Origin of the sequence: Pseudomonas sp. RL (genome assembly GCF_000647775.1) — a bacterium.
Taxonomy (GTDB): domain Bacteria; phylum Pseudomonadota; class Gammaproteobacteria; order Pseudomonadales; family Pseudomonadaceae; genus Serpens; species Serpens flexibilis.
On sequence record NZ_JBOY01000142.1, the window covers coordinates 1 to 21,378 of the forward strand.

General features: G+C 67.9%; 18 protein-coding genes. 13 read left to right on the forward strand and 5 right to left on the reverse strand.

Annotated elements, in window-relative coordinates; genetic code table 11:
- Nucleotides 1-47 precede the first annotated feature (47 nt).
- The 3 genes from AS93_RS0116765 to AS93_RS0116775 form a co-directional block, all read right to left on the reverse strand.
- Nucleotides 48-392, reverse strand: coding sequence for a ribonuclease E inhibitor RraB (locus AS93_RS0116765; protein ID WP_027591666.1), 345 nt, complete (start codon nt 390-392; stop codon nt 48-50).
- 150 nt (nt 393-542) lie between these two features.
- The gene (locus tag AS93_RS19670) at nt 543-1,598 is read right to left on the reverse strand and encodes a lipase secretion chaperone (protein ID WP_051587523.1); all 1,056 of its coding nucleotides are present in this window, start codon (nt 1,596-1,598) and stop codon (nt 543-545) included.
- 144 nt (nt 1,599-1,742) lie between these two features.
- Nucleotides 1,743-2,699, reverse strand: a complete 957-nt coding sequence (locus AS93_RS0116775; RefSeq protein ID WP_027591667.1) for a triacylglycerol lipase — start codon at nt 2,697-2,699, stop codon at nt 1,743-1,745.
- A gap of 388 nt (nt 2,700-3,087) precedes the next feature.
- Here AS93_RS0116775 and AS93_RS0116780 point away from each other — a divergent pair, with 388 nt between their 5' ends.
- The 8 genes from AS93_RS0116780 to betA all read left to right on the forward strand — a co-directional run bounded on the left by AS93_RS0116780 (nt 3,088) and on the right by betA (nt 13,045).
- Nucleotides 3,088-4,014 (forward strand): alpha/beta hydrolase, encoded by a 927-nt coding sequence (locus tag AS93_RS0116780; RefSeq protein WP_027591668.1) that lies wholly within the window; start codon nt 3,088-3,090, stop codon nt 4,012-4,014.
- A gap of 103 nt (nt 4,015-4,117) precedes the next feature.
- Nucleotides 4,118-4,879, forward strand: coding sequence for an SDR family oxidoreductase (locus tag AS93_RS0116785; protein ID WP_027591669.1), 762 nt, complete (start codon nt 4,118-4,120; stop codon nt 4,877-4,879).
- Between the two features lie 817 nt (nt 4,880-5,696).
- Nucleotides 5,697-6,899 (forward strand): glycine betaine/L-proline ABC transporter ATP-binding protein, encoded by a 1,203-nt coding sequence (locus tag AS93_RS0116790; protein ID WP_027591670.1) that lies wholly within the window; start codon nt 5,697-5,699, stop codon nt 6,897-6,899.
- Nucleotides 6,896-7,795, forward strand: a complete 900-nt coding sequence (locus tag AS93_RS0116795) for a proline/glycine betaine ABC transporter permease (RefSeq protein WP_027591671.1) — start codon at nt 6,896-6,898, stop codon at nt 7,793-7,795. The genes AS93_RS0116790 and AS93_RS0116795 overlap by 4 nt, the downstream gene beginning before the upstream one ends.
- Entirely contained in the window at nt 7,792-8,736 is a 945-nt protein-coding gene (locus AS93_RS0116800; RefSeq protein WP_027591672.1) for a choline ABC transporter substrate-binding protein, read from the forward strand. Before AS93_RS0116795 ends, AS93_RS0116800 begins: the two co-directional genes overlap by 4 nt.
- A 23-nt stretch (nt 8,737-8,759) precedes the next feature.
- Complete coding sequence (locus AS93_RS0116805; protein ID WP_027591673.1) at nt 8,760-9,599, forward strand: glycine betaine ABC transporter substrate-binding protein; 840 nt, start codon at nt 8,760-8,762, stop codon at nt 9,597-9,599.
- 17 nt (nt 9,600-9,616) lie between these two features.
- Nucleotides 9,617-11,089 (forward strand): betaine-aldehyde dehydrogenase, encoded by a 1,473-nt coding sequence (betB, locus tag AS93_RS0116810; protein WP_027591674.1) that lies wholly within the window; start codon nt 9,617-9,619, stop codon nt 11,087-11,089.
- Between the two features lie 246 nt (nt 11,090-11,335).
- Nucleotides 11,336-13,045, forward strand: coding sequence for a choline dehydrogenase (gene betA, locus AS93_RS0116815; RefSeq protein ID WP_155956180.1), 1,710 nt, complete (start codon nt 11,336-11,338; stop codon nt 13,043-13,045).
- A 190-nt stretch (nt 13,046-13,235) separates the two neighbouring features.
- Here betA and AS93_RS0116820 read toward each other — a convergent pair whose 3' ends face one another.
- The gene (locus tag AS93_RS0116820) at nt 13,236-14,126 is read right to left on the reverse strand and encodes a LysR family transcriptional regulator (RefSeq protein WP_027591676.1); all 891 of its coding nucleotides are present in this window, start codon (nt 14,124-14,126) and stop codon (nt 13,236-13,238) included.
- 124 nt (nt 14,127-14,250) lie between these two features.
- On the opposite strand from AS93_RS0116820, the gene AS93_RS0116825 reads away from it, so the two are divergent.
- From AS93_RS0116825 to AS93_RS0116840, 4 genes are all read left to right on the forward strand, one after another.
- Nucleotides 14,251-14,949 (forward strand): CoA transferase subunit A, encoded by a 699-nt coding sequence (locus AS93_RS0116825; protein ID WP_027591677.1) that lies wholly within the window; start codon nt 14,251-14,253, stop codon nt 14,947-14,949.
- Between the two features lie 14 nt (nt 14,950-14,963).
- Complete coding sequence (locus tag AS93_RS0116830; protein WP_027591678.1) at nt 14,964-15,620, forward strand: CoA transferase subunit B; 657 nt, start codon at nt 14,964-14,966, stop codon at nt 15,618-15,620.
- Nucleotides 15,621-15,670: 50 nt separating this feature from the next.
- Entirely contained in the window at nt 15,671-16,849 is a 1,179-nt protein-coding gene (locus AS93_RS0116835; RefSeq protein WP_027591679.1) for an acetyl-CoA C-acetyltransferase, read from the forward strand.
- A gap of 124 nt (nt 16,850-16,973) precedes the next feature.
- Entirely contained in the window at nt 16,974-18,317 is a 1,344-nt protein-coding gene (locus AS93_RS0116840) for a short-chain fatty acid transporter (protein ID WP_027591680.1), read from the forward strand.
- 105 nt (nt 18,318-18,422) lie between these two features.
- Here AS93_RS0116840 and AS93_RS0116845 read toward each other — a convergent pair whose 3' ends face one another.
- Entirely contained in the window at nt 18,423-20,396 is a 1,974-nt protein-coding gene (locus AS93_RS0116845) for a methyl-accepting chemotaxis protein (protein WP_037009791.1), read from the reverse strand.
- Nucleotides 20,397-20,525: 129 nt separating this feature from the next.
- On the opposite strand from AS93_RS0116845, the gene AS93_RS0116850 reads away from it, so the two are divergent.
- A partial coding sequence (locus AS93_RS0116850) for a DNA-3-methyladenine glycosylase (protein WP_027591682.1) occupies nt 20,526-21,378 on the forward strand: 853 nt, incomplete at its 3' end.

The window sequence follows — 21,378 nt, forward strand, 5'->3', positions numbered from 1 at the left end:
GGAGGGACGCGCGCCGCCGCAAGCCGAAGCTACGGCGGCGCGGTCTTTCAGTCCGACTTGGCGGCGGCCAGCTCCTGTGTCACACCCCAGCCATCCAGCACGCCACCCAGCGGCTCGACCAGGTCCTCCAGCCCCTGCTCGAAATCGCCGATACCGGCGCGGGTGGCGAACATCACCTTGCTGACCTGCAAGTTCCAGGAACCATCGCTGCGCGCGCTGACCTGGGCATTGAGGGACTCTCCCCGAAAGTTGCGCGCCGCGCGGCGTGCCCCGTCCTCGTCGGGAAAGATGGCGTAGAACTCGATGGGATGGACGCGCGCGAAGTCGAACCCGCTTTCCTTCATGCGACGCAGAACCGTATTGCTGACATCTTCGTGCAAGGTCTTGCCCATGACTGAACGCTCCTCTCGATCGATCGTCTGTCGCACCGCAGAGGCCCATACGTGACAGGCTCGCACCTCGCCCGGCTACCAGACCGGGCAGGTGCCGGCGGGCTCTGTGCCAACGGCTTTGGAGAAGCAGACCGAAGCCGTCCATTGATCCTAGCCGTCCAGGCCGGCCTGCGCGCGGCCTTCCATCTTTTCACGGGCGTGCAACAACCGCTCGGCGGCGTCCAGGCGCAGACGCTCGCGTTCGTCGAAGCGCTCCTCGATCAACCGCTGCAACGCGGCCTCGCGCTCCGCGCCGCTCAGTCCGGGGTGCGCTTCGAGGCGTTGCTTCTCGGTCAGGTAGTCCTTCAGGCGCTGGCGCCATTGCTGTCGCTGGGCATCCAGCACTTCCAGGCGTGCGGTGGCCTCGGCGCCCACCAGTTGCTGGCGAAGCTGGCGAACCTGGGCAGGCGTGGCGTCAGGCCCGAGCCGTTCGGTCTGCACGCGCAGCTCCTGCTGCAACTGCGGCAGCACATGCGCATGCAGCGCCTCGGGCAGTCCGGCGCGCAGCCGGTCGATGGCCTGCGCCTTGCCCGCATCGTCCAGATCGGGGTTCTGGCGGATGGCCAGGCGCTCCAGGCTGAAGCGATTGAAACCTTCCTCGCGGGCGAAGAACGCCTGGTGTGCTTCGGCACTGAACACCCGGGCGCGCAGGGCCTGTACGGCAGCCTCGCGGCTGCGCAGACCATCCAGCGTGGCCAGCTGCGGCAGCTCCTGTTCCAGCTGGGCCAGTTGCTGCTTGTAGTCCAGGTACTGGTCGAGCAGCGCCTGTGCCTGGTTGCGGGCGGGTGCTGCCAGGCTGGCGTCGATGTAGTCACGCAGGCGTTCGAGGGTGCGCTCCAGCGGCTCCTCGCCGATGGCGGCCAGGAAGTAGTCGAACAGGTGGCGAACCTCCTGGGTAACGATCAGATTGCCCGCCGCATCCACCTCGAAGCCGCCATCCACCTCGGTGCCGCGAAAGGACGGCGGCAGGCTGGCCAGCACCGCCTCGGCAGTACGCGATGGCGCTGACGCCGGATCCGGCGGCGACGCCACGGGGGCCGACACCCGCGGCTCAGCCCATTCGAGGCGCGGCGATGGCGCCGGCGTTGCGGACGAACGCCCGAGATAATGGAAGCCGGCATAGCTGACCAGAACAGCCAGCGGCACGACTATCAGCACACGCTTCATAAGCACCTTCCCTGGTTGTGGCGAGCGGCGAGTCCGGGCCTTGCAAGCCCTCAGCCTGAGGCGATTGGCATGCTGGCTGAAGACGGTCAACGAATCGGTATCTCCTTTGCGAAGCGAAGGGGCCGTCCCCGGCCCCTCCGGGGGTCAGAGGCCGTCGTTCTTCAGACGGTTGGCATGCTGGCGGTAGACGGTGACCGGATCGGTCTCGAACAGGCTGGTGAGGCCGAAGAACTGGTTGACCTCGTCCAGGTGGTTCATCCGGTAGTTGTCGCGAATCACCTTGCCCAGGTGCGAGCTGCAGCGCCCGACCATACCGTCGTTGGCCTCGCCGCCGATGAAGGTCAGTGACGCCACGCCCATCATCCCGTCGCTGGGATCCAGCGGATTGGTCAGCGGGCTGGTGCCGCTCCAGGAGTAGTAGTTCACGCCATTGACCTTGTAGGCGCCCTCGCCGCATTTCCTGAGGGGCATGCCCTGCGGGAACTTGGCGTTGAAGCGCGCGGCGCCTTCGCTGTGCAGCGACTCCAGCGAGCCCAGGGAGTCCTGCGGGTTGGTGCTGGGGCTACCGGAGAGGAAATGGATCATCTTGCCGATCTGGTTGACCAGCTCGGAAACGATGGTCTGGGTCAGCGAGCCGTCCGGGAACAGCTTGAGGAAGTCGGCCAGGTCCGAACCGGTGTGCGGTGCGCCGACGCTGGTGGCGGAGGCGATCAGATCCGGGCGCATGGCCGCCACGTAGCGCACGGTGGGGCCGCCGTGGCTGTGGCCGATCAGGTTGACCTTGGGCTTGCCGCTCAGGGCGACGATGTCCTCGACCTGCTCGATCAGTTCCTCGCCGCGCACTTCGGAGGTGTTCAGCTGGCTCACCTCGGTGGTGTAGACGCTGGCGCCGCCACTGCGCAACGCGCCGGGAATGCCGTACCAGTAGTCGATGCCAAGCATGCTGTCCCAGCCGAGCATGCCGTGGGACAGCACGATGGGGTAACGGGTCTTGGTGTAGTCGGATGTTCCAAACAGTCTGTCGAGCAATGAAGCGTGGGCGGCGCCTGTGGTCAGACAGGCCCCGAGGCCCAGGGCCAGCAGGGTGGTGGTCTTCTTCATGGCAATCTCGCAGCAGTTGATGTGAGGCGCAGCGTGCAATGGCCTCCCCGCAACGGGGCTGTACACATCAGCCGTGGGGAGATGGCAGGTTCCATGCCAGTCATCGTGCCTTTCGGCCGAACGCTCTGGCATCCGGGATACCCCCCCGGCAGCCGCCCCACCCAAGGATTGGCCTGTTACAACGGGGAACGCATGCCGGGCCGCGAGAGGCTCCGGCGGGCGTAACGTTTGCGACGGCGCCGCCGCAGCGCCTGGCACGAGCCCAACGAAGGTAGGGGCATGGCACGACACCGCTCGTTACGAAACCAGGCCTCATTGCGAACGGCGCATCGGTAACCGGCGGCCAGGCAGGCTACCGTGTTCTCACTCACGTTCCTGGAGCTTCTGCATGACTGCCTACGTCGACCTGCCCCATCCGCCCGGCACCGCGCAACGCTTGCTGACCGGCGTCCTGCGCACCAGCCTGCGCCTGCTGTTCCGTGGCCTGATCCGTCCGGGGATGCCCATCGCCGGGCAACGCGCGGTGCTGCGCGCACTGACCAGCCTCACGCTACCGGCGCGCGGCGTGACCCGCACTGCGGGCCAACTGGGCGGCATTCCCTGCGAGTGGCATCGCCCGGCACGGGACAACGGCCAGGTCTGGCTGTACCTGCACGGCGGCGGCTATCTGCTGGGCTCGCCCGCCACTCACCGCGCCCTGTGCGGCGCCCTGGCCCGGCAGTGCGGGCTGAGCGTCTGCGCCATCGATTATCGCCTGGCCCCGGAGTACCGCTACCCGGCCCAGCTGATCGACGCCCTGGCCGCCTACCAGGCGCTGCAGGACCAGGGTTATCGACCGGAACAGATCATCCTCGGCGGCGATTCGGCCGGCGGGCATCTGTCGTTGACCACCACCCTGGAGCTCAGGGAGCGCGGCCAGCCGCTGCCCCGGGCACTGGTGTGCTTCTCGCCGGTCACCGACCTCAGCTTCGAGCAGCTGCATCGGCCGCCCGCCGGCGATCCGATGATCAGCCTGCCGTGGATCGAACAGGCCCGCGCGCTGACCGCCCAGCCCGGCAGCGACCCGCGCAAGCCCTCGCTCTCGCCAGTGTTCGCCGACCTCTCCGGCCTGCCGCCGCTGCTGCTGCAGGTGGGCGAGGACGAGCTGCTGCTCAACGACAGCCTGCGCCTGGCCGAACGCGCCCAGGCCGCCGGCGCGGCGTTACGCCTGGAGCGCTACCCCGGTTGCTGGCACGTGTTCCAGGCCCATGTCGGCGTGCTCGACGTGGCCGATCTGGCGGTGCAACGGGTGGCGGAGTTCCTGGCCAATCCGTAGGGTGAACAACGTTCTTCTTGTCCTCCACCAGCGGCCAGGAAAGCGCTGACCGCCCTGCGCACCCACCTGAACCACCCATAACAACAAGAAAGGACCTATCAGCATGCACAACATACTCATCACCGGCGCCGCATCGGGCATCGGCGCCGCCACCGCGCGGCTGTTTCACCGCCAGGGCTGGAGCGTCGGCCTGCTGGATATCGACCGGGGCGCGCTGACCGCGCTGGCCGAGGAGCTGGGCGGCGCCTGGCACCAGGCGCTGGACGTCACCGATGCGGACGCGGTGCGCGAAGCCCTGGAGGCATTCTGCGCCGGGCATGACGGCCAGTTGCGCCTGCTGTTCAACGGTGCCGGCATCCTGCGCTGCGGGCCGTTCGCCGAGCTGGCCCTGGAGGAGCACGCGCGCACCCTGAATATCAACGTGCTCGGCTTGCTCAACCTGTGCCATGCCGCCTTCCCCTACCTGAAGCGCACCGCCAACGCCCAGGTGATCAACATGAGCTCGGCCTCGGCGCAATACGGCGTGCCGAGCATGGCCAGCTACTCGGCCAGCAAGTTCGCGGTGCGCGGGCTGACCGAGGCGCTGGAGCTGGAATGGCGAGAGCACGGCATTCGCGTCGGCGACCTGATGCCGCTGTTCGTGGCCACACCGATGGTCGCCAGCCAGCGGTTCACCCCGCCGGTGATGCGGCGCCTGAGCGTGAAGCTGAATGCCGAGCAGATTGCCCAGGCCGCCTGGCAACAGGCCCACGGCCCGCGGGTGCACCGCCCGGTGGGCTGGCAGTTCCGCCTGCTGTACCTGAGCGGCCAACTGGCCCCGGCCTGGATGAATCGCCTGGTGATGGGCTGGCTGAGCCGGGCCTGAGGCGGGCAACCCAGGGCAGCGTGCGCAATGGCGGTCAGCGTTTTTCCTGGCCGCCGAGGCGGTGTCCACAGAGCAGCCGCAACTGCACAGACGGGCCTGCAATTGAATGGAATGTACCCGCGCGGAATAGTCTTCTGGCTCATGGAAGTCGCGTTCTGAATAAGATTGGAAACTCCAAAATCTTCTCCAAGCCGCAACTTCCGCGCACGACCTCTTCGAAGACAAAAAACCCACCGGAACCCGCCCATCCCTCTCGCCAGATTCACTCCCGAACGCCGCGCAAGTTGCTCCGCCCACGAAATTTTCTGAACTTTTTCGATTTTCCCGAAGCCCCCGTGACACCTGGCCTCCAGGGGGAGTATGCGAGCCAGAACCGCGCCCGGCGCGGCTTCCAAGGGTTGACCAGCCCCCCAACCCTTCTGTTAAGGTTTCGCAGCTCGATCGGATCGAGGTCCATTCACACTGTTTGCACAGGGTGAAATATTCAGCCCCAAGCGAGCGGACCCTGATCGCGAGAATAGAGCGTCAAGTTATTCAAGAATTAATGACGCCTGACGTTTTCATTTCGTTCTGCCCCACTCGAAGAACATTCGAATATGGCAAGAAACATTGAAACCGCACACTTCGAGGGGACTGGCACAGTTGCGCAACGTGGCCGCACGTTCTGCATCCGCCGTGTCTTGTTGTCGCGCACTCGTCTTGCCAGCCCCATTCATCATGCCCTCGCCAGCGGGCCGGCCGTGTGCCGTGTCCCGGCGACCATCCATGGCCGCGCGCCAGGCCTTGGATGAAGGGAGATAGCCAAAGGAGCCTTTCCATGTCGCATGGAAAAATCGTCGTCGAACATCTGTTCAAGGTGTTCGGCCCCGACCCACAGCAGGCCATCCGCCTCCTCGAACAGGGCCATGACAAGGACCGCATCCTGGCCGACACCGGCAACGTGATCGGCGTCTGCGACGTCTCGTTCAGTGTCCAGGAAGGCGAGATCTTCGTGCTCATGGGCCTCTCCGGCTCGGGCAAGTCCACCCTGATCCGCCTCATCAACCGCCTGGTCGAACCCAGCGCCGGCGCCGTGTTCATCGACGGCCGGGACATCGCCACCCTGCCCGAGGCGCAACTGATCGAACTGCGCCGCCGCGACATGAGCATGGTGTTCCAGTCCTTCGCGCTGATGCCCGGGCGCAGCGTGCTGGACAACGCCGCCTTCGGCCTGGAAGTCGCCGGCGAGCCCCGCGGCGAGCGCGAAGCCCGGGCCATGGCGGTGCTCGAACAGGTCGGCCTGGCCCCCTTCGCCGACAAGTTCCCCCACGAGCTGTCCGGCGGCATGCAGCAGCGCGTCGGCCTGGCCCGCGCGCTGGCCGTGGACCCCTCGCTGATCATCATGGACGAGGCCTTCTCCGCCCTCGACCCGCTCAAGCGCCGCGAAATGCAGGACGTGCTGCTGGAACTGCAACGCCAGCACCGGCGCACCATCCTGTTCGTCTCCCACGACATCGAAGAAGCCCTGCGCATCGGCACGCGCATCGGGATCATGGAAGGCGGCCGGCTGATCCAGGTCGGCACGCCCCAGGAGCTGATCGACAACCCGGTCAACGACTATGTGCGGAACTTCTTCGATGCCGTGGATACCAGCCGCTACCTGACCGCCGGCCAGCTGACCAGCGATGACGTGCCGATGTTCGTGCACAACGGCAAGGCGCCCCGGGCGTCCACCGTGTGCCGTACCCTGGAGGAGCAGAACAAGGCGTTCGGCATCGTCATCGACGAGGACAATACCCTGCGTGGGGTGATCAGCCGTGAACAGGCCGCGCAGTTGGTCCAGGAAGACCAGGGCGCGCGCGTGCACAGCGAATCGCTGGAAAGTGTCGATCCCATGCCCGCCGACGCCTCGCTGGAACAGGTGATCGAGCGCCTGGTGGAAAGCCCCGGCCCGGTGCCAGTGGTCGATGAAGATGGCAACTACTGCGGCGCCATCAGCAAGACCGCCGTGCTCACCCAGTTGAAGGGGGGCCAGGCATGAGCGACAAGACCCTCGACCTCGGCAGCTGGATCAACGACGGCGTGCAGAACCTGCTGGACAACCATGGTGGCGCCTTCGACAGCGCCGGTCAGGTGGTCAGCGGCTTTTCCGAAGGCATCGAAGCGCTGCTGATGCTGCCCCCGGCCTGGCTGCTGATCGCACTGTTCGTAGCCCTGGGCCTGTGGCGCATCGGCGTGCGCTTCGCGCTGTTCACCGCCGTGGCCTTCGCTCTGATCCTGCTGACCGGCTTCTGGGAGCAGACCCTGGTCACCCTCGGCCTGACCTTCTCGGCCACGCTGATCAGCCTACTGCTGGGCGTGCCGCTTGGCATCTGGGCGGCGCGCAGCGACCGCGTGGCCGCCATCATCCGCCCGGTGCTGGACTTCATGCAGACCATGCCGGCGTTCGTCTACCTGATTCCCGCCGCCATGCTGTTCGGCCTGGGCCGCGTGCCGGGCATCCTCGCCACGGTGATCTTCGCCATGCCGCCGGCGGTGCGCCTGACCAACCTGGGCATCCGCCAGGTCAACCGCGAGCTGGTGGAGGCCGGCCAGGCATTCGGCTGCAACCGTCGCCAACTGCTGTTCAAGGTGCAGCTGCCCAACGCGCTGCCGTCGATCATGGCCGGGGTCAACCAGACCATCATGATGGCGCTGTCGATGGTGATCATCGCCTCGATGGTCGGCGCCGGCGGCCTGGGCAACGACGTGCTGGCCAGCATCCAGCGCCTGGACATCGGCCTGGGCTTCGAAAGCGGCATGGCCGTGGTGCTGCTGGCGATCATTCTCGACCGCATCACCGAAAGCTTCGGCACCCCACGTCCGGCGCGCGGCGCGTTGCGCGCCTGGTTCGATCGCCTGTTCACCTCCCGCTCCACGACACAGGAACCGTCATGAACAACCGCCTCACCCTGAGCGGCGCCGCCCTGCTGTGCGCCGCCCTCGCCCAGCCCGCCCTGGCCGCCGAGCCGGCCAGCTGCCAGCCGGTGCGCTTCGCCGAAATCGGCTGGGCCGACATCGCCGCCACCACCGGCGTGGCCATGACCCTCAGTGAAGGGCTGGGCTACCAGCCCCGCAAGGTGATGGCCTCGGTACCGATCGCCTTCACCGGCGTGAAGAACGGCCAGATCGACGCCTTCCTCGGCTACTGGGCGCCGTCCATGGACAGTATCGTGGAGCCGTTCCTGAAGAACGACGGCATCAAGGTACTGCCCACCCCCAACCTGGACGGCGCCAAGTACACCCTGGCGGTGCCCACCTACGCCGCCGAGGCCGGCCTGAAGAGCTTCCAGGACATCGCCCGCTTCAAGGACGCGCTGGGCGGCCGCCTTTACGGCATCGAGCCGGGCAATGACGGCAACCTGCTGATCCAGCAGATGATCGACAACGACCAGTACGGCCTGGGCGGCTTCCGCATGGTGGAATCCAGCGAGGCCGGCATGCTGGTGCAGGTTCAGCGCGCCATTCGCCAGAAGAAGCCGGTGGTGTTCCTCGGCTGGGCGCCGCACCCGATGAACACCCAGTTCGACATCACCTACCTGGATGGCGGCGACGACGTGTTCGGTCCGGACCATGGCGCCGCCAAGGTGTTCACCGTGGTGCCGCCGGACTACGAGACGCGCTGCCCGAACATGGGCCGACTGCTCAACAACCTGCAATTCAGCGTCGAGATCGAAAGCCAGCTGATGGAGAAGGTGCTGGACAAGCAGGACCCGCAGGTGGTCGCCCGCACCTGGCTGAAGGCCAACCCGGCCATCCTCGAGCGCTGGCTCGACGGCGTCACCACCTTCACCGGCGAGGACGGCCTGAGCGCCGTGCGCCGGCACATCGGCCTGTAAGGCTGTCGACAAGGAGACTTCCCATGCTCAAGAAAATCCTCTGCACCGCCGCCCTGGCCCTCGGCCTGACCGCCGGCGCGCACGCCGCCGACAAGCCCACCCTGACCTTCGGCTACGTCAACGGCTGGGACGACAGCGTCGCCACCAGCCACGTGGCGGCCGAGATCCTGCGCAGCAAGCTCGGCTATCCGGTGGAACTCAAGGCGGTGGAAGCCGCCATCATGTGGCAGGGCGTGGCGCGCGGCGACCTGGACGCCACCCTCTCCGCCTGGCTGCCGGCCACCCACGGCGAGTACTACGCGCGCCTGAAGGACAAGGTGGAGCTGCTGGGCGTCAACTACAGCGGCGCACGCATCGGCCTGCTGGTGCCCACCTATATGAATGTGCAGTCCATCGCTGACCTGAACAGCATCAGGAAGGACCTGCGCGGCCAGGTCACCGGCATCGACGCCGGCGCCGGCGTGATGCGTCGCACCGAGGACGCCATCAAGGCCTACGACCTGGACCTCAACCTGATGGCCAGCTCCGGCCCGGCGATGACCGTGGCCCTGGCGCGCGCCGTACAGGCCAACAAGCCCATCGTGGTCACCGGCTGGATTCCGCACTGGATGACCGCCAAGTGGGAGCTGCGCTTCCTGGACGACCCGAAGAAGGTGTTCGGCGATGCCGAGCAGGTGCACAACGCGGTCAATCCCGGCCTGCACGCCAAGGCCCCCGAGGCGGCCGCGTTCCTGAAGAAGTTCGCCTGGCAGGACAAGGAAATCGGCGCGGTGATGCTAGCCATCCGCGACGGCGCCAAGCCCGCCGATGCCGCCCGCGCCTGGGTGGAGCAGAACCCGGAGCGCGTGGCGCAGTGGTTGTGATGACTCAAGGAGCCCCCATGCCCCGCTTCGGCGAACAACTGCTTTACATCGCCGGCCGCCCGGTCGCGGCGACCTCTGGCACCCTCTTCGAATCCATCAACCCGGCCAACGGCGAAGTCCTGGCCCGGGTGCACAGCGCCGGCCGCGACGACGTCGAGCAGGCCGTAACCAGCGCCCGCCAGGGCCAGCAGGTCTGGGCGGCCATGGGCCCCTTCGAGCGCGCCCGCATCCTGCGTCGGGCCGTGGACATCCTGCGCGAGCGCAACGATGAACTGGCGCTGCTGGAAACCCTCGACACCGGCAAGCCGCTGTCGGAAACCCGGAGCGTGGACATCGTCACCGGTGCCGACGTGCTGGAGTACTACGCCGGGCTGATCCCGGCCATCGAAGGCGAACAGATCCCGCTGCGCGAGACGGCCTTCGCCTACACCCGCCGCGAGCCGCTGGGCGTGGTGGCCGGCATCGGCGCCTGGAACTACCCGATCCAGATCGCCCTGTGGAAGTCCGCCCCGGCCCTGGCCGCCGGCAACGCGATGATCTTCAAACCCAGCGAAGTCACCCCGCTTTCCGCCCTGAAGCTGGCCGAGATCTACACCGAGGCCGGCCTGCCCGACGGCGTGTTCAACGTACTCAACGGCAGCGGCGCCGAGGTCGGCCAGTGGCTGGTGGAGCACCCGGGCATCGCCAAGGTGTCCTTCACCGGCGGCACCGTCACCGGTCGCAAGGTGGCGGCCAGCGCCGGCGCCACGCTCAAGGAAACGACCCTGGAGCTGGGTGGCAAGTCGCCGCTGATCATCTGCGCCGACGCCGACCTGGACCGCGCCGCCGACATCGCCATCGCCGCCAACTTCTTCAGCAGCGGCCAGGTGTGCACCAACGGCACCCGGGTGTTCGTGCCGAGCGAGCTGCAGGGCGCGTTCGAGGAAAAGCTGCTGGAGCGCACCCTGCGCATCCAGCCCGGCGACCCGCTGGACCCGGCCACCCGGTTCGGCCCGCTGGTCAGCTTCACCCACATGGAACGCGTGCTGGAGCACATCAACAGCGGCGTGAACGAGGGCGCGCGCGTGCTGGTCGGTGGCGGCCGGGTGCGTGAAGGCGCCTTCTCCGAGGGCGCCTACGTGGCGCCGACCATCTTCAGCGCCTGCCGCGACGACATGCGCATCGTGCGCGAGGAAATCTTCGGCCCGGTGATGTGCGTGCTCGGCTACGACGATGAAGAAGAGGTCATCCGCCGCGCCAACGCCACCGACTACGGCCTGGCCGCCGGCGTGGTGACGCCCGATCTGGCCCGCGCGCACCGGCTGATCCACCGCCTGGAGGCGGGCATCTGCTGGATCAACACCTGGGGCGAATCCCCGGCGCAGATGCCGGTGGGCGGCTACAAGCACTCCGGCATCGGCCGCGAGAACGGCCTGGCCGCGCTGGCCCATTACACACGCATCAAGTCGGTGCAGGTGGAACTGGGCGAGTTCGTCTCGCCGTTCGACTGAACCCCGCGCGCCCCCTGCGAACCGTAGGATCCGCGAGCTTTTGGGTGTAGGGCGGACAACGTTGTTTTTGTCCGCCAAGCGCGGCCTCGGTCGGACGCCATCGGCGGACAGAAGAGCGCTGTCCGTCCTACACCCACAAGCTCGCGGCTGAAGCCCCTCCTACCGGGCCCGTGCAAGCCGTCGCCGGCGGCCGGACAAAGCGCCGACCGCCTACAGGCCCGCGCAATCACTCACCGTAGGGTGGTCATGACAACGCCATGGCCACCGTCTCGAGGAAAGGCAGTTCCCATGGAATTCGACTACATCATCATCGGCGCCGGTTCGGCCGGTAACGTGCTGGCCACGCGCCTGACCGAGGACCCCGAGGTCAGCGTGCTGCTGCTGGAAGCCGGCGGCCCGGACCATCGCCTGGACTTCCGCACCCAGATGCCCGCCGCCCTCGCCTACCCGCTGCAGGGCCGGCGCTACAACTGGGCCTACGAGACCGACCCGGAGCCGCACATGAACCACCGCCGCATGGAATGCGGGCGCGGCAAGGGCCTGGGCGGTTCCTCGCTGATCAACGGCATGTGCTACATCCGCGGCAACGCCCTGGACTTCGACCACTGGGCCCGGGAGCCCGGCCTGGAAGACTGGAGCTACCTCGACTGCCTGCCCTACTTCCGCAAGGCGGAAACCCGCGACAGCGGCGCCAACGACTACCACGGCGACAGCGGCCCGGTGTCGGTGTGCACGCCCAAGGCCGGCAACAACCCGCTGTTCCACGCCATGGTGGAAGCCGGCGAGCAGGCCGGCTACGCGCGCACCGACGACCTCAACGGCTACCGCCAGGAAGGCTTCGGGCCGATGGACCGCACCGTGACGCCCAACGGCCGGCGCGCCAGCACCGCGCGCGGCTACCTGGACCAGGCTCGCCAGCGACCGAACCTGACCATCCGCACCCACGCACTCACCGAGCGCATCCTGTTCGACGGCCTGCGCGCCAGCGGCGTGGCCTACCTGCGCGGCAATTCCAGCCAGCCGGAACAGGCCCGCGCCCGCCGCGAGGTGCTGCTGTGCGCCGGGGCCATCGCCTCGCCGCAGATCCTGCAGCGCTCCGGCGTCGGCCCGGCGCCGCTGCTGCGCGACCTGGACGTGCCGCTGGTGCTCGACCTGCCCGGCGTCGGCGAGAACCTGCAGGACCACCTGGAGATGTACCTGCAGTACGCCTGCAAGCAGCCGGTGTCGCTGTACCCTGCGCTGCAGTGGTGGAACCAGCCGGCCATCGGCGCCCAGTGGCTGTTCGCCGGCCGCGGCATCGGCGCCAGCAACCAGTTCGAGGCGGGCGGTTTCATCCGCACCGACGAATCCTTCGCCTGGCCGAACATCCAGTTCCACTTCCTGCCGGTGGCCATCAACTACAACGGCAGCAACGCGGTGAAGGAACACGGCTTCCAGGCCCACGTCGGCTCCATGCGTTCGCCGAGCCGGGGCCGGGTGCGCGCCCGGTCCCGCGACCCGCGCCAGCATCCGAGCATCCTGTTCAACTACATGAGCCACGCCCAGGACTGGCAGGAATTTCGCGACGCCATCCGCCTGACCCGGGAGATCATCGCCCAGCCCGCGCTGGACGCCTTCCGGGGCCGCGAACTCAGCCCGGGCGCCGAGCTGACGACCGACGCCGAACTGGACGCCTTCGTGCGCGAACGCGCGGAGACCGCCTTCCACCCCTGCGGCACCTGCCGCATGGGCAGCGACGCGCTAGCGGTGACCGACGGCCAGGGCCGCGTGCACGGCCTGTCCGGGCTGCGCGTGGTGGACGCCTCGCTGATGCCGCGCATCATCACCGGCAACCTCAACGCCACCACCATCATGCTGGCGGAGAAGATCGCCGACCGCATCCGTGGCCGCGAACCGCTGCCGCGCAGCACGGTGGCGTATTACGTGGCCGGCGACGCCCCGGCGCGGCGCTTGTAGGGAGGACAACGTCGTTCCGGGCGATATGCACTTCGGCGGCCGGAAAAGCACCGACCGCCTTCACAGAAGGTAGGGCGGACAACGCTTTACCTGTCCGCCGCTGCGCGCCGGGCCGGGGGCTGGAGTGGCGGACAAGAACAACGTTGTCCGCCCTACGCTGGCTTCGGCGGCCGAACGCGCCGCGCACGTCCTACGCCGGGCCTTTAGCCTGGCGGATCAGGGTGTCGCTCAGCGCCAGCGCGGCCTTGGAAAGCTGGTGGCCGGCCAGGTGCAGCAGGCCGATGCGGCGGGTGACCTGCGGTTCATCGAGCGGCAGGCAGCGCGCGCCCAGTTCCTCCATCTGCTCCCGGCACAGGCTCGGCACCGCGCTCACGCCGAGGCCTTCGGCGACCATGCGCCCGACCGTGACCAGTTGATGGCTCTCGAACGCCACCGGCAGCTTGCCGTGGCGGGCGATGATGCTGTCCTCCAGCAGCAGGCGCACCGCCGAGGGCCGCTGCAGGGTGATGAACGGCTCACCGAGCAACTGCGCCCAGCTCAGCCGCTTCAGCCCGGCCAGCGGGCTGTGCGCCGGCACCATGGCGACAAAGCGGTCGTCATATAGCGGCGTGAACTGCAGGCCGTCGAGGGTGGCCGGCTCGAAGGCGATGCCCAGTTCCACGCGACGGTCGCGCACCATCTCCAGCACCTGTTCGTTGATCACGTCGTGCACCGTCACCCCGACCCGTGGATGGGCGGCGCGAAACGCCTTGAGCGCGGCCGGCAGGCGGTTGCCGGCGAACGACGGCATGGCCGCCAGCGCCACGCGGCCGAGCTGCAGGGTGAAATGCTGGCGCAGCAGATCCTCGGCGTTGTCCCAATCAGCCAGCAGGCGCGTGGCGATGGGCAGCAGGGTCTCGCCCTCCGGGGTGAGTGCCACACTCCGGGTGGTACGCACCAGCAGCTGGCCGCCCAGCGACTGCTCCAGGTTCTTGATCGCCAGGCTCAGCGCCGGTTGCGACAGGTGCAGGCGTTCGCAGGCCTGGGCGAAGCTCAGGGTCTGCGCCACGGCGAGGAAGGCGCGCAGCTGCTTGACGGTCATTGTTTTGTTTTCCTGATCAATGGCGAGGAAAAACAAACTTAACAAATAACACCCCAGCACCGAAGCTTGGGCGCACGCTTGGCAGCGCCCCTGCCCTCCCAACAACAACAAGAGGCACCCAAGAATGAGTGGACTCGACAAGCGCGTAGGCAGCTATGCGGAAGCCCTCGATGGCCTGCAGGACGGCATGACCGTGCTGGCCGGCGGCTTCGGTCTGTGTGGCATTCCCGAGAATCTGATCGCCGAGATCCGCCGCCGTGGCGTGCGCGACCTCACCGTGGTCTCCAACAACTGCGGCGTGGACGGCTTCGGCCTCGGCGTGCTGCTGGAAGACCGGCAGATCCGCAAGATGATCGCTTCCTACGTCGGCGAGAACGCCCTGTTCGAGCAGCAACTGCTCAGCGGCGAACTGGAAGTGGAACTCACCCCGCAAGGCACCCTGGCCGAAAAACTGCGCGCCGGCGGCGCCGGCATTCCCGCGTTCTTCACCGCCACCGGCTACGGCACCCCGGTCGCCGAGGGCAAGGAAGTGCGCGAGTTCGACGGCCGTCACTACATCCTCGAACGCGCCATCAAGGGCGACTTCGCCATCGTCAAGGGCTGGAAGGCCGACCACTACGGCAACGTGATCTACCGCCACACCGCGCAGAACTTCAACCCGCTGGCCGCCATGGCCGGACGCATCACCGTGGTGGAAGTGGAAGAGATCGTCGAACCCGGCGAGCTGGACCCGGCGCAGATCCACACCCCCGGCATCTACGTGGACCGCCTGATCCAGGGCACCTTCGAAAAACGCATCGAAAAACGCACGCTGCGCGGCTGAGAGGAGAAATCGCCATGGCACTGACCCGCGAACAGATGGCCCAGCGTGTGGCGCGCGAACTGCGCGACGGCTACTACGTGAACCTCGGCATCGGCATCCCCACCCTGGTGGCCAACTACGTGCCCGAAGGCATGCAGGTGCTGCTGCAGTCGGAGAACGGCCTGCTCGGCATGGGGCCCTTCCCCACCGAGGCCGAGCTGGATGCCGACATGATCAACGCCGGCAAGCAGACGGTCACCGCGCTGCCCGGCGCGGCGATCTTCGACTCCGCCGACTCCTTCGCCATGATCCGTGGCGGCCATGTGGACCTGACCGTGCTCGGCGCCTTCGAGGTCGACGTGCAGGGCAACATCGCCTCCTGGATGATCCCCGGCAAGCTGGTCAAGGGCATGGGCGGCGCCATGGACCTGGTGGCCGGCGCCGAGAACATCATCGTGGTGATGACCCACGCCTCCAAGGACGGCGAGTCCAAGCTGCTGGAACGCTGCAGCCTGCCGTTGACCGGCGCCGGCTGCATCCGCACCGTGCTCACCGACCTGGCCTGGCTGGAAATCGACAACGGCGCCTTCGTCCTGCGCGAGCGCGCGCCGGGAGTGAGCATCGAGGAAATCGTCGCCAAGACCGCCGGTAAACTGATCGTGCCGGACCAGGTCCCGGAAATGCAGTTCTGAACCCTCCCCGGGGCCCGTTTCGGCGCCCCGGACGCATGTCAGGAGTTCCCATGCAAGACGTTGTCATTGTCGCCGCCACCCGTACCGCCATCGGCGCCTTCCAGGGCAGCCTCGCCGAGATTCCCGCCCCGGAGCTCGGCGCCCTCGTCATCCGCCGTCTGCTGGAGCAGACCCGCCTCGACCCGGCCCAGGTCGACGAAGTGATCCTCGGCCAGGTGCTCACCGCCGGCGCCGGCCAGAACCCCGCCCGCCAGGCCGCACTGAAGGCTGGCCTGCCCCACGAAGTCCCGGCACTGACCCTCAACAAGGTCTGCGGCTCGGGCCTCAAGGCCCTGCACCTGGCCGCCCAGGCGATCCGCTGCGGCGACGCCGACGTGGTGATCGCCGGCGGTATGGAAAACATGAGCCAGGCACCCTATGTGCTGCCCAAGGCGCGCACCGGCCTGCGCATGGGCCATGCCCAGCTGCAGGACAGCATGATCCTCGACGGCCTGTGGGACGCCTTCAACGACTACCACATGGGCATCACCGCCGAGAACCTGGTGGAGCAGTACGGCCTGAGCCGCGAGGCCCAGGACGCCTTTGCGGCCGCTTCGCAACAGAAGGCCCTGGCCGCCATCGAAGCCGGCCGCTTCGATGCCGAGATCACCCCGGTGTCGATTCCACAGCGCAAGGGTGAGCCGCTGGTCTTCGCCCGCGACGAGCAACCGCGCGCCGGCACCACTGCCGAGGCGCTGGCCAGACTCAAGCCAGCCTTCAAGAAGGACGGCAGCGTCACCGCCGGCAACGCCTCCAGCCTCAACGACGGCGCCGCCGCTGTACTGCTGATGAGCGCCACCAAGGCCCAGGCCCTCGGCCTGCCGGTGCTGGCGCGCATCGCCGCCTACGCCAGCGCCGGCGTCGACCCCGCGATCATGGGCTACGCCCCGGTGCCGGCCACCCGCCGCTGCCTGGAGAAGGCCGGCTGGCAACTGGCCGACCTGGACCTGATCGAAGCCAACGAGGCCTTCGCCGCCCAGGCGCTGTGCGTCGGCCAGGCCCTCGGCTGGGACGCCGACAAGGTCAACGTCAACGGCGGCGCCATCGCCCTGGGCCATCCCATCGGTGCCTCCGGCTGCCGCATCCTGGTCAGCCTGCTGCACGAAATGCTGCGCCGCGACGCCCGCAAGGGCCTGGCCACGCTGTGCATCGGCGGCGGTCAGGGCGTGGCGCTGGCCATCGAACGCTGATTTCCAAAGGAGACCTGTAAGCGCCCGGCGTGACCGCCGGGCTGCGGCATACCCGCGCCGCACCCCTGGGCGTTACCGCGCCCGACCGATAAAGCCCAACAAACATAAGAAAGAGGCGTCACTCATGTTCAACACCCTCACCCGCATGAGCGTGGGTCTGGTGCAGCGCTACCTGCCCTCACCCTTCGTATTCTCCGCACTGCTCACCCTTGCCGTGCTGATCGCCGGCATGCTCTCCACCGACCAATCCCTGCCACGCATGGTGCAACACTGGAGCGGCGGCTTCTGGACCCTGCTCGGCTTCGCCATGCAGATGGCGCTGATCTTCGTCACCGGCCATGCCCTGGCCAGCGCTCCCATCGTCAACCGTCAGCTCGACCGCCTGGCCGGCATGGCCCGCACGCCCGGGCAGGCCATCATCATGGTCACCCTGGTGGCGCTGGTCGGCTGCTGGGTCAACTGGGGCTTCGGCCTGGTGATCGGCGCGGTGTTCGCCCGCGCCCTGGCCCGCCAGGTGCAGGGGGTTGACTACCCGCTGCTGGTGGCCTCGGCCTACTCCGGCTTCCTGGTCTGGCACGGCGGCCTGGCCGGCTCGATCCCGCTGTCGATGGCCAGTGGTGGCCCCGACCTGGCGCGCATGACCGCCGGTGTGCTCACCAGTCCGGTAAGCATCACCGAGTCGCTGTTCAGCCCGCTGAACCTGACCATCGTCGCCCTGCTGGTGATCGGCCTGCCGCTGCTCAACCGCGCCATGCACCCGCGCCAGGACGCCAAGGTGGCCGACCCGGCCAAGCTGGTGGAAGCGCGCGCCGAGCAGCCGGCCCGGGAAACCCCGGCGCAGCGCCTGGATGACAGCCGCATCCTCGGCCTTGCGCTGGTCGCCCTGGCGGCCATCTACCTGTTCAACCACTTCAGCAGCAAGGGCTTCGTGCTCGGCCTGGACGTGGTGATCGCCATCTTCCTGTTCTGCGGCCTGCTGCTGCACGGAACCCCGGAGCGCTACATGCGCGCGGTGGACGAGAGCGTGCGCGGCATCGGCGGCATCGTCCTGCTGTTCCCCTTCTACGCCGGCATCATGGGCATGATGATGGGCGCCAACGCCGAGGGCATCTCGCTCGGCCGGCAGATCACCGAGGCGTTCATCTCCTGGTCCTCGGCGGACACCTTCCCGCTGCTGGCCTTCCTCAGCGCCGGCGTGGTCAACGTGTTCGTGCCCTCCGGCGGCGGCCAGTGGGCAGTGCAGGGCCCGATCATGCTGCCGGCCGCCCAGGCCCTCGGCGTCTCGCCCACCGTGACCGCCATGGCCATCGCCTGGGGCGACGCCTGGACCAACATGATCCAGCCGTTCTGGGCGCTGCCGCTGCTCGGCATCGTCGGCCTCGGCGCCCGCGACATCATGGGCTACTGCCTGATGATGCTGCTGTACTCGGGCGTGGTGATCTGCGGCGCGTTCTACTTCCTGACCTGATCGCCGGCCGCACCTCCTTGCACCGGGGCGCAACCCCGGTGCATCCCTCATCGCGGCTGAAGCCCCTCCTACGGACCGTGGAGCGGCTTCAGTTACGCTGTGCTTTCAGCAGCGAAACCGCTGCGTGCGCACATGCAGCTCGCGAATCAGCACCGCCAGGCGCTGGGTGGCGGCGGTGGCCTGCTCGGCCATCACCACCGCCTGCTGGCCCTGGTCGGCCAGCGATTGCAGGCTGCGATGAGTGTCGGCCACGGATGCGTTCTGCTCCTCGGTGGCCTCGGCGATCGAGCGGTTCATCTGGAACACCCGCTGCAGGCCGGTCTGCAACTGGCCCAGCTCATGGCGCGCCTGCGCCAGCTGCTGCATGCCTTCCTGGGTGCTCTGCGCACTCTCGGTGATGCGCTCGGCCATCTGGTTGGAGGCCTGGCGCAGCAGGTCGGTGGTCTGCTGGATCTCGGTGGTCGAGCTTTGCGTGCGCTGCGCCAGGGCGCGCACCTCGTCGGCCACCACGGCGAAGCCACGACCCTGCTCGCCGGCCCGTGCCGCCTCGATGGCCGCGTTCAGCGCCAGCAGGTTGGTCTGTTCGGAGATGCCACGAATCACCTCCAGCACATGGGTGATCTCGCCGCTGTGGGTCTGCAGCACCTGCAACTGCTCGATGTTGGCCTGCATGTCCTCGGTCAGCCGGGTGATCGCCGCATGGCTGGCATCGATCTGCCGATGGGCCTGCTCCAGCAGGCGGCTGCCCTGGTCGGACGACACCGCCGCTTCACCGGCGTGCCCGGCGATGCTGTGCACGCTCTGGCTCAGATGATCGAGATCCTGGTTGACCACCCGCAAGGTCGCCTGCTGATCATGGAACGCCTGGGTGGCCTGCACGGCGCCCACTTCCAGCTCGCGGGTGATGCCCTGCACCGCATCGCTGGTCTGGCGTACCGCGCCGAGGGTCTCGCGCAGCCGGCCGAGGAACTGGTTCAGCTGGGCGCACATCTCGCCGATCTCCGCCTGATCCCGGGTCTGCAGCGGCTGGTCCAGTTGCAGGCTGTCGCTGATGCGCTTGAGCTGGCTGCGCAGGTCGTCCAGCGGGCGGGTAAGGCGGCCGGCCAGCGGATAGAGCACTAGCAGGCCCAGCACCAGCAGCGCCAGGCCCACCCCCAGCGTAAGGCGGCGGTTGGCAGTGATGCCGGCCACGGTGTCGCGCACCGGCTGGGTGACCACCAGGTAACGCTGCAGATCCGGCAGGTGCAGCGCGCCGACGAAGGCCGGTTGGCCAGCCAGCTCTATCTGCAGGATCTGAAGCCCCTGATCGCGCACCTTCAGCCAGTCGTTGGCCATCAGCGCCCGGAAGCCCGACTGGCTGGAGAGGTCCAGGCTGCCGGCCTGGCGGGCATCCGGGTGGATATCCACCAGCCCGCTCGGCTGTACCAGCATCACCTGGCCGGACTCGCCGAAGCGGTAGTTGCGGATCATGCTGGCCAGCTGTTCCATGTTCATCGCCCCGCCGGCCACCAGCAACGGACGGCCCTGGTCGTCGGTCTGCGCGCTGCGGTAGTTGACGAAGATCTGCAGGCCCTGGGAACCGAGCGCGTTGGTGTCCAGGTTCAGCTCGTAGGGGGTGTTGCGCTTGAGGTACTCGAAATACCAGCCGTCGTCGGCATTGCCTTCCGACATCGGCCGCCACTGCAGCTTATTGCCTTCCAGATGGTGGTAGCGCACGCCACCATCCGGGGTGCGCACCGCCATGAACACCGCGTTGGCGCCCAGGGCTTTCAGCGTCTGCTCCATGGCCCGGCGCATGTCGGGCAGGCGATCCAGCGGCGCGCCGGCGCGCGCCCAGTCCTGGATGAACACGTTGTTGGCCAACGCCTCGGAACCGTTGATGGCCAGCGTGAGCTGACCGCGAATGCCTGCCGCGATGGTCTGCATGCGCCCCGGCAGTTCCTGCTCCTTCAGCCGGCGCAGCTGATCCTGGCTGGTCAGATACGACTGGAAGCCCACCACCAGCAACACCGTGAGCACCAGCACCAGCGAGGAAACCGCAAACAGGCGCGTGCGCAGCGCCAAACCCTGCCAACCCATCGAATTACTCCCTGAGATTCGAAGCCGTAATGGCCTTTTGATTTGCAGGGTTATCGCTGGGACGTAAGGAAACTGAATAGCGAGCCAGACAGTTATTTTCTGGCGTCAAAAGGGCGCTAAGCTCCGCACATGAACAGCACCACCGGCCTTCTCCACCTCCCCTTCCTGCCGCCCTGGGACTGGCAACAGTTCCAGCGTCACTTCGCCCTGCGCCTGTTGCCTGGCGTGGAAGCACTCAATGCCAACGGCTATTGGCGCAGCCTGCGCATCGGTTCGGTAACCGGCTGGTTTGCGGTGCGTCCGCTGCCGGAAATGAACGCCCTGGAATTGCGGATCAGTCCGTCCGCCATGCCCGCCAGCGCCGCGCTGGTCACCCGGGTGCGGCGCATGTTCGATCTGGATGCCGACCCGCAGGCCATCACTGCGCATTTCTCCGCCGATGCCGTGCTCGGGCCGCTGGTGGCCAGCGCCCCCGGCCTGCGCCTGCCCGCGGCATTCGATCCGTTCGAGCAGGCCGTGCGCGCCATCATCGGCCAGCAAGTCACCGTCAAGGCGGCCGTGACCATCACCAACCGGCTGGTGGCGCGGCTCGGCGAGCCGCTGGCGGATGCGCCCACGGAGGATGGCCCGCAGCGACTCTTTCCCACACCTGAACAGCTCGCCAGCGCCGACCTGTCCGCCATCGGCATGCCCGCCAAACGGGTGCTGGCGTTGCAGCGCCTGGCCGCCGCCGTGGCCGATGGCAGCTTTTCGCTGCACATGGAAGATGGCGCCGACGCGCTGGTCGAACGCCTCTGCGCCCTGCCCGGCATCGGCCCCTGGACCGCCGAGTACATCGCGCTGCGCGGCTTCGGCGCGGTGGATGCCTTCCCCGTCGCCGACCTGGGCCTGCTCAAGTCGCCGGCGTGGGGGCCGGGCGGGATCAGTGCGCGGGAGCTGAAGGCGCGCGCCGAGGCCTGGCGGCCGTGGCGGGCGGGTGCGG

Bases quoted from the DNA above. Each gene is read 5' to 3' on its own strand.
- AS93_RS0116765 (WP_027591666.1), bottom strand. From the start codon at position 392: ATGGGCAAGACCTTGCACGAAGATGTCAGCAATACGGTTCTGCGTCGC.
- AS93_RS0116780 (WP_027591668.1), top strand. From the start codon at position 3,088: ATGACTGCCTACGTCGACCTGCCCCATCCGCCCGGCACCGCGCAACGC.
- AS93_RS0116805 (WP_027591673.1), top strand. From the start codon at position 8,760: ATGCTCAAGAAAATCCTCTGCACCGCCGCCCTGGCCCTCGGCCTGACC.
- betA (WP_155956180.1), top strand. From the start codon at position 11,336: ATGACAACGCCATGGCCACCGTCTCGAGGAAAGGCAGTTCCCATGGAA.
- AS93_RS0116825 (WP_027591677.1), top strand. From the start codon at position 14,251: ATGAGTGGACTCGACAAGCGCGTAGGCAGCTATGCGGAAGCCCTCGAT.
- betB (WP_027591674.1), top strand. From the start codon at position 9,617: ATGCCCCGCTTCGGCGAACAACTGCTTTACATCGCCGGCCGCCCGGTC.
- AS93_RS0116830 (WP_027591678.1), top strand. From the start codon at position 14,964: ATGGCACTGACCCGCGAACAGATGGCCCAGCGTGTGGCGCGCGAACTG.
- AS93_RS0116795 (WP_027591671.1), top strand. From the start codon at position 6,896: ATGAGCGACAAGACCCTCGACCTCGGCAGCTGGATCAACGACGGCGTG.
- AS93_RS0116790 (WP_027591670.1), top strand. From the start codon at position 5,697: ATGTCGCATGGAAAAATCGTCGTCGAACATCTGTTCAAGGTGTTCGGC.
- AS93_RS0116785 (WP_027591669.1), top strand. From the start codon at position 4,118: ATGCACAACATACTCATCACCGGCGCCGCATCGGGCATCGGCGCCGCC.
- AS93_RS0116775 (WP_027591667.1), bottom strand. From the start codon at position 2,699: ATGAAGAAGACCACCACCCTGCTGGCCCTGGGCCTCGGGGCCTGTCTG.
- AS93_RS0116835 (WP_027591679.1), top strand. From the start codon at position 15,671: ATGCAAGACGTTGTCATTGTCGCCGCCACCCGTACCGCCATCGGCGCC.
- AS93_RS0116820 (WP_027591676.1), bottom strand. From the start codon at position 14,126: ATGACCGTCAAGCAGCTGCGCGCCTTCCTCGCCGTGGCGCAGACCCTG.
- AS93_RS0116800 (WP_027591672.1), top strand. From the start codon at position 7,792: ATGAACAACCGCCTCACCCTGAGCGGCGCCGCCCTGCTGTGCGCCGCC.
- AS93_RS0116840 (WP_027591680.1), top strand. From the start codon at position 16,974: ATGTTCAACACCCTCACCCGCATGAGCGTGGGTCTGGTGCAGCGCTAC.
- AS93_RS19670 (WP_051587523.1), bottom strand. From the start codon at position 1,598: ATGAAGCGTGTGCTGATAGTCGTGCCGCTGGCTGTTCTGGTCAGCTAT.
- AS93_RS0116845 (WP_037009791.1), bottom strand. From the start codon at position 20,396: ATGGGTTGGCAGGGTTTGGCGCTGCGCACGCGCCTGTTTGCGGTTTCC.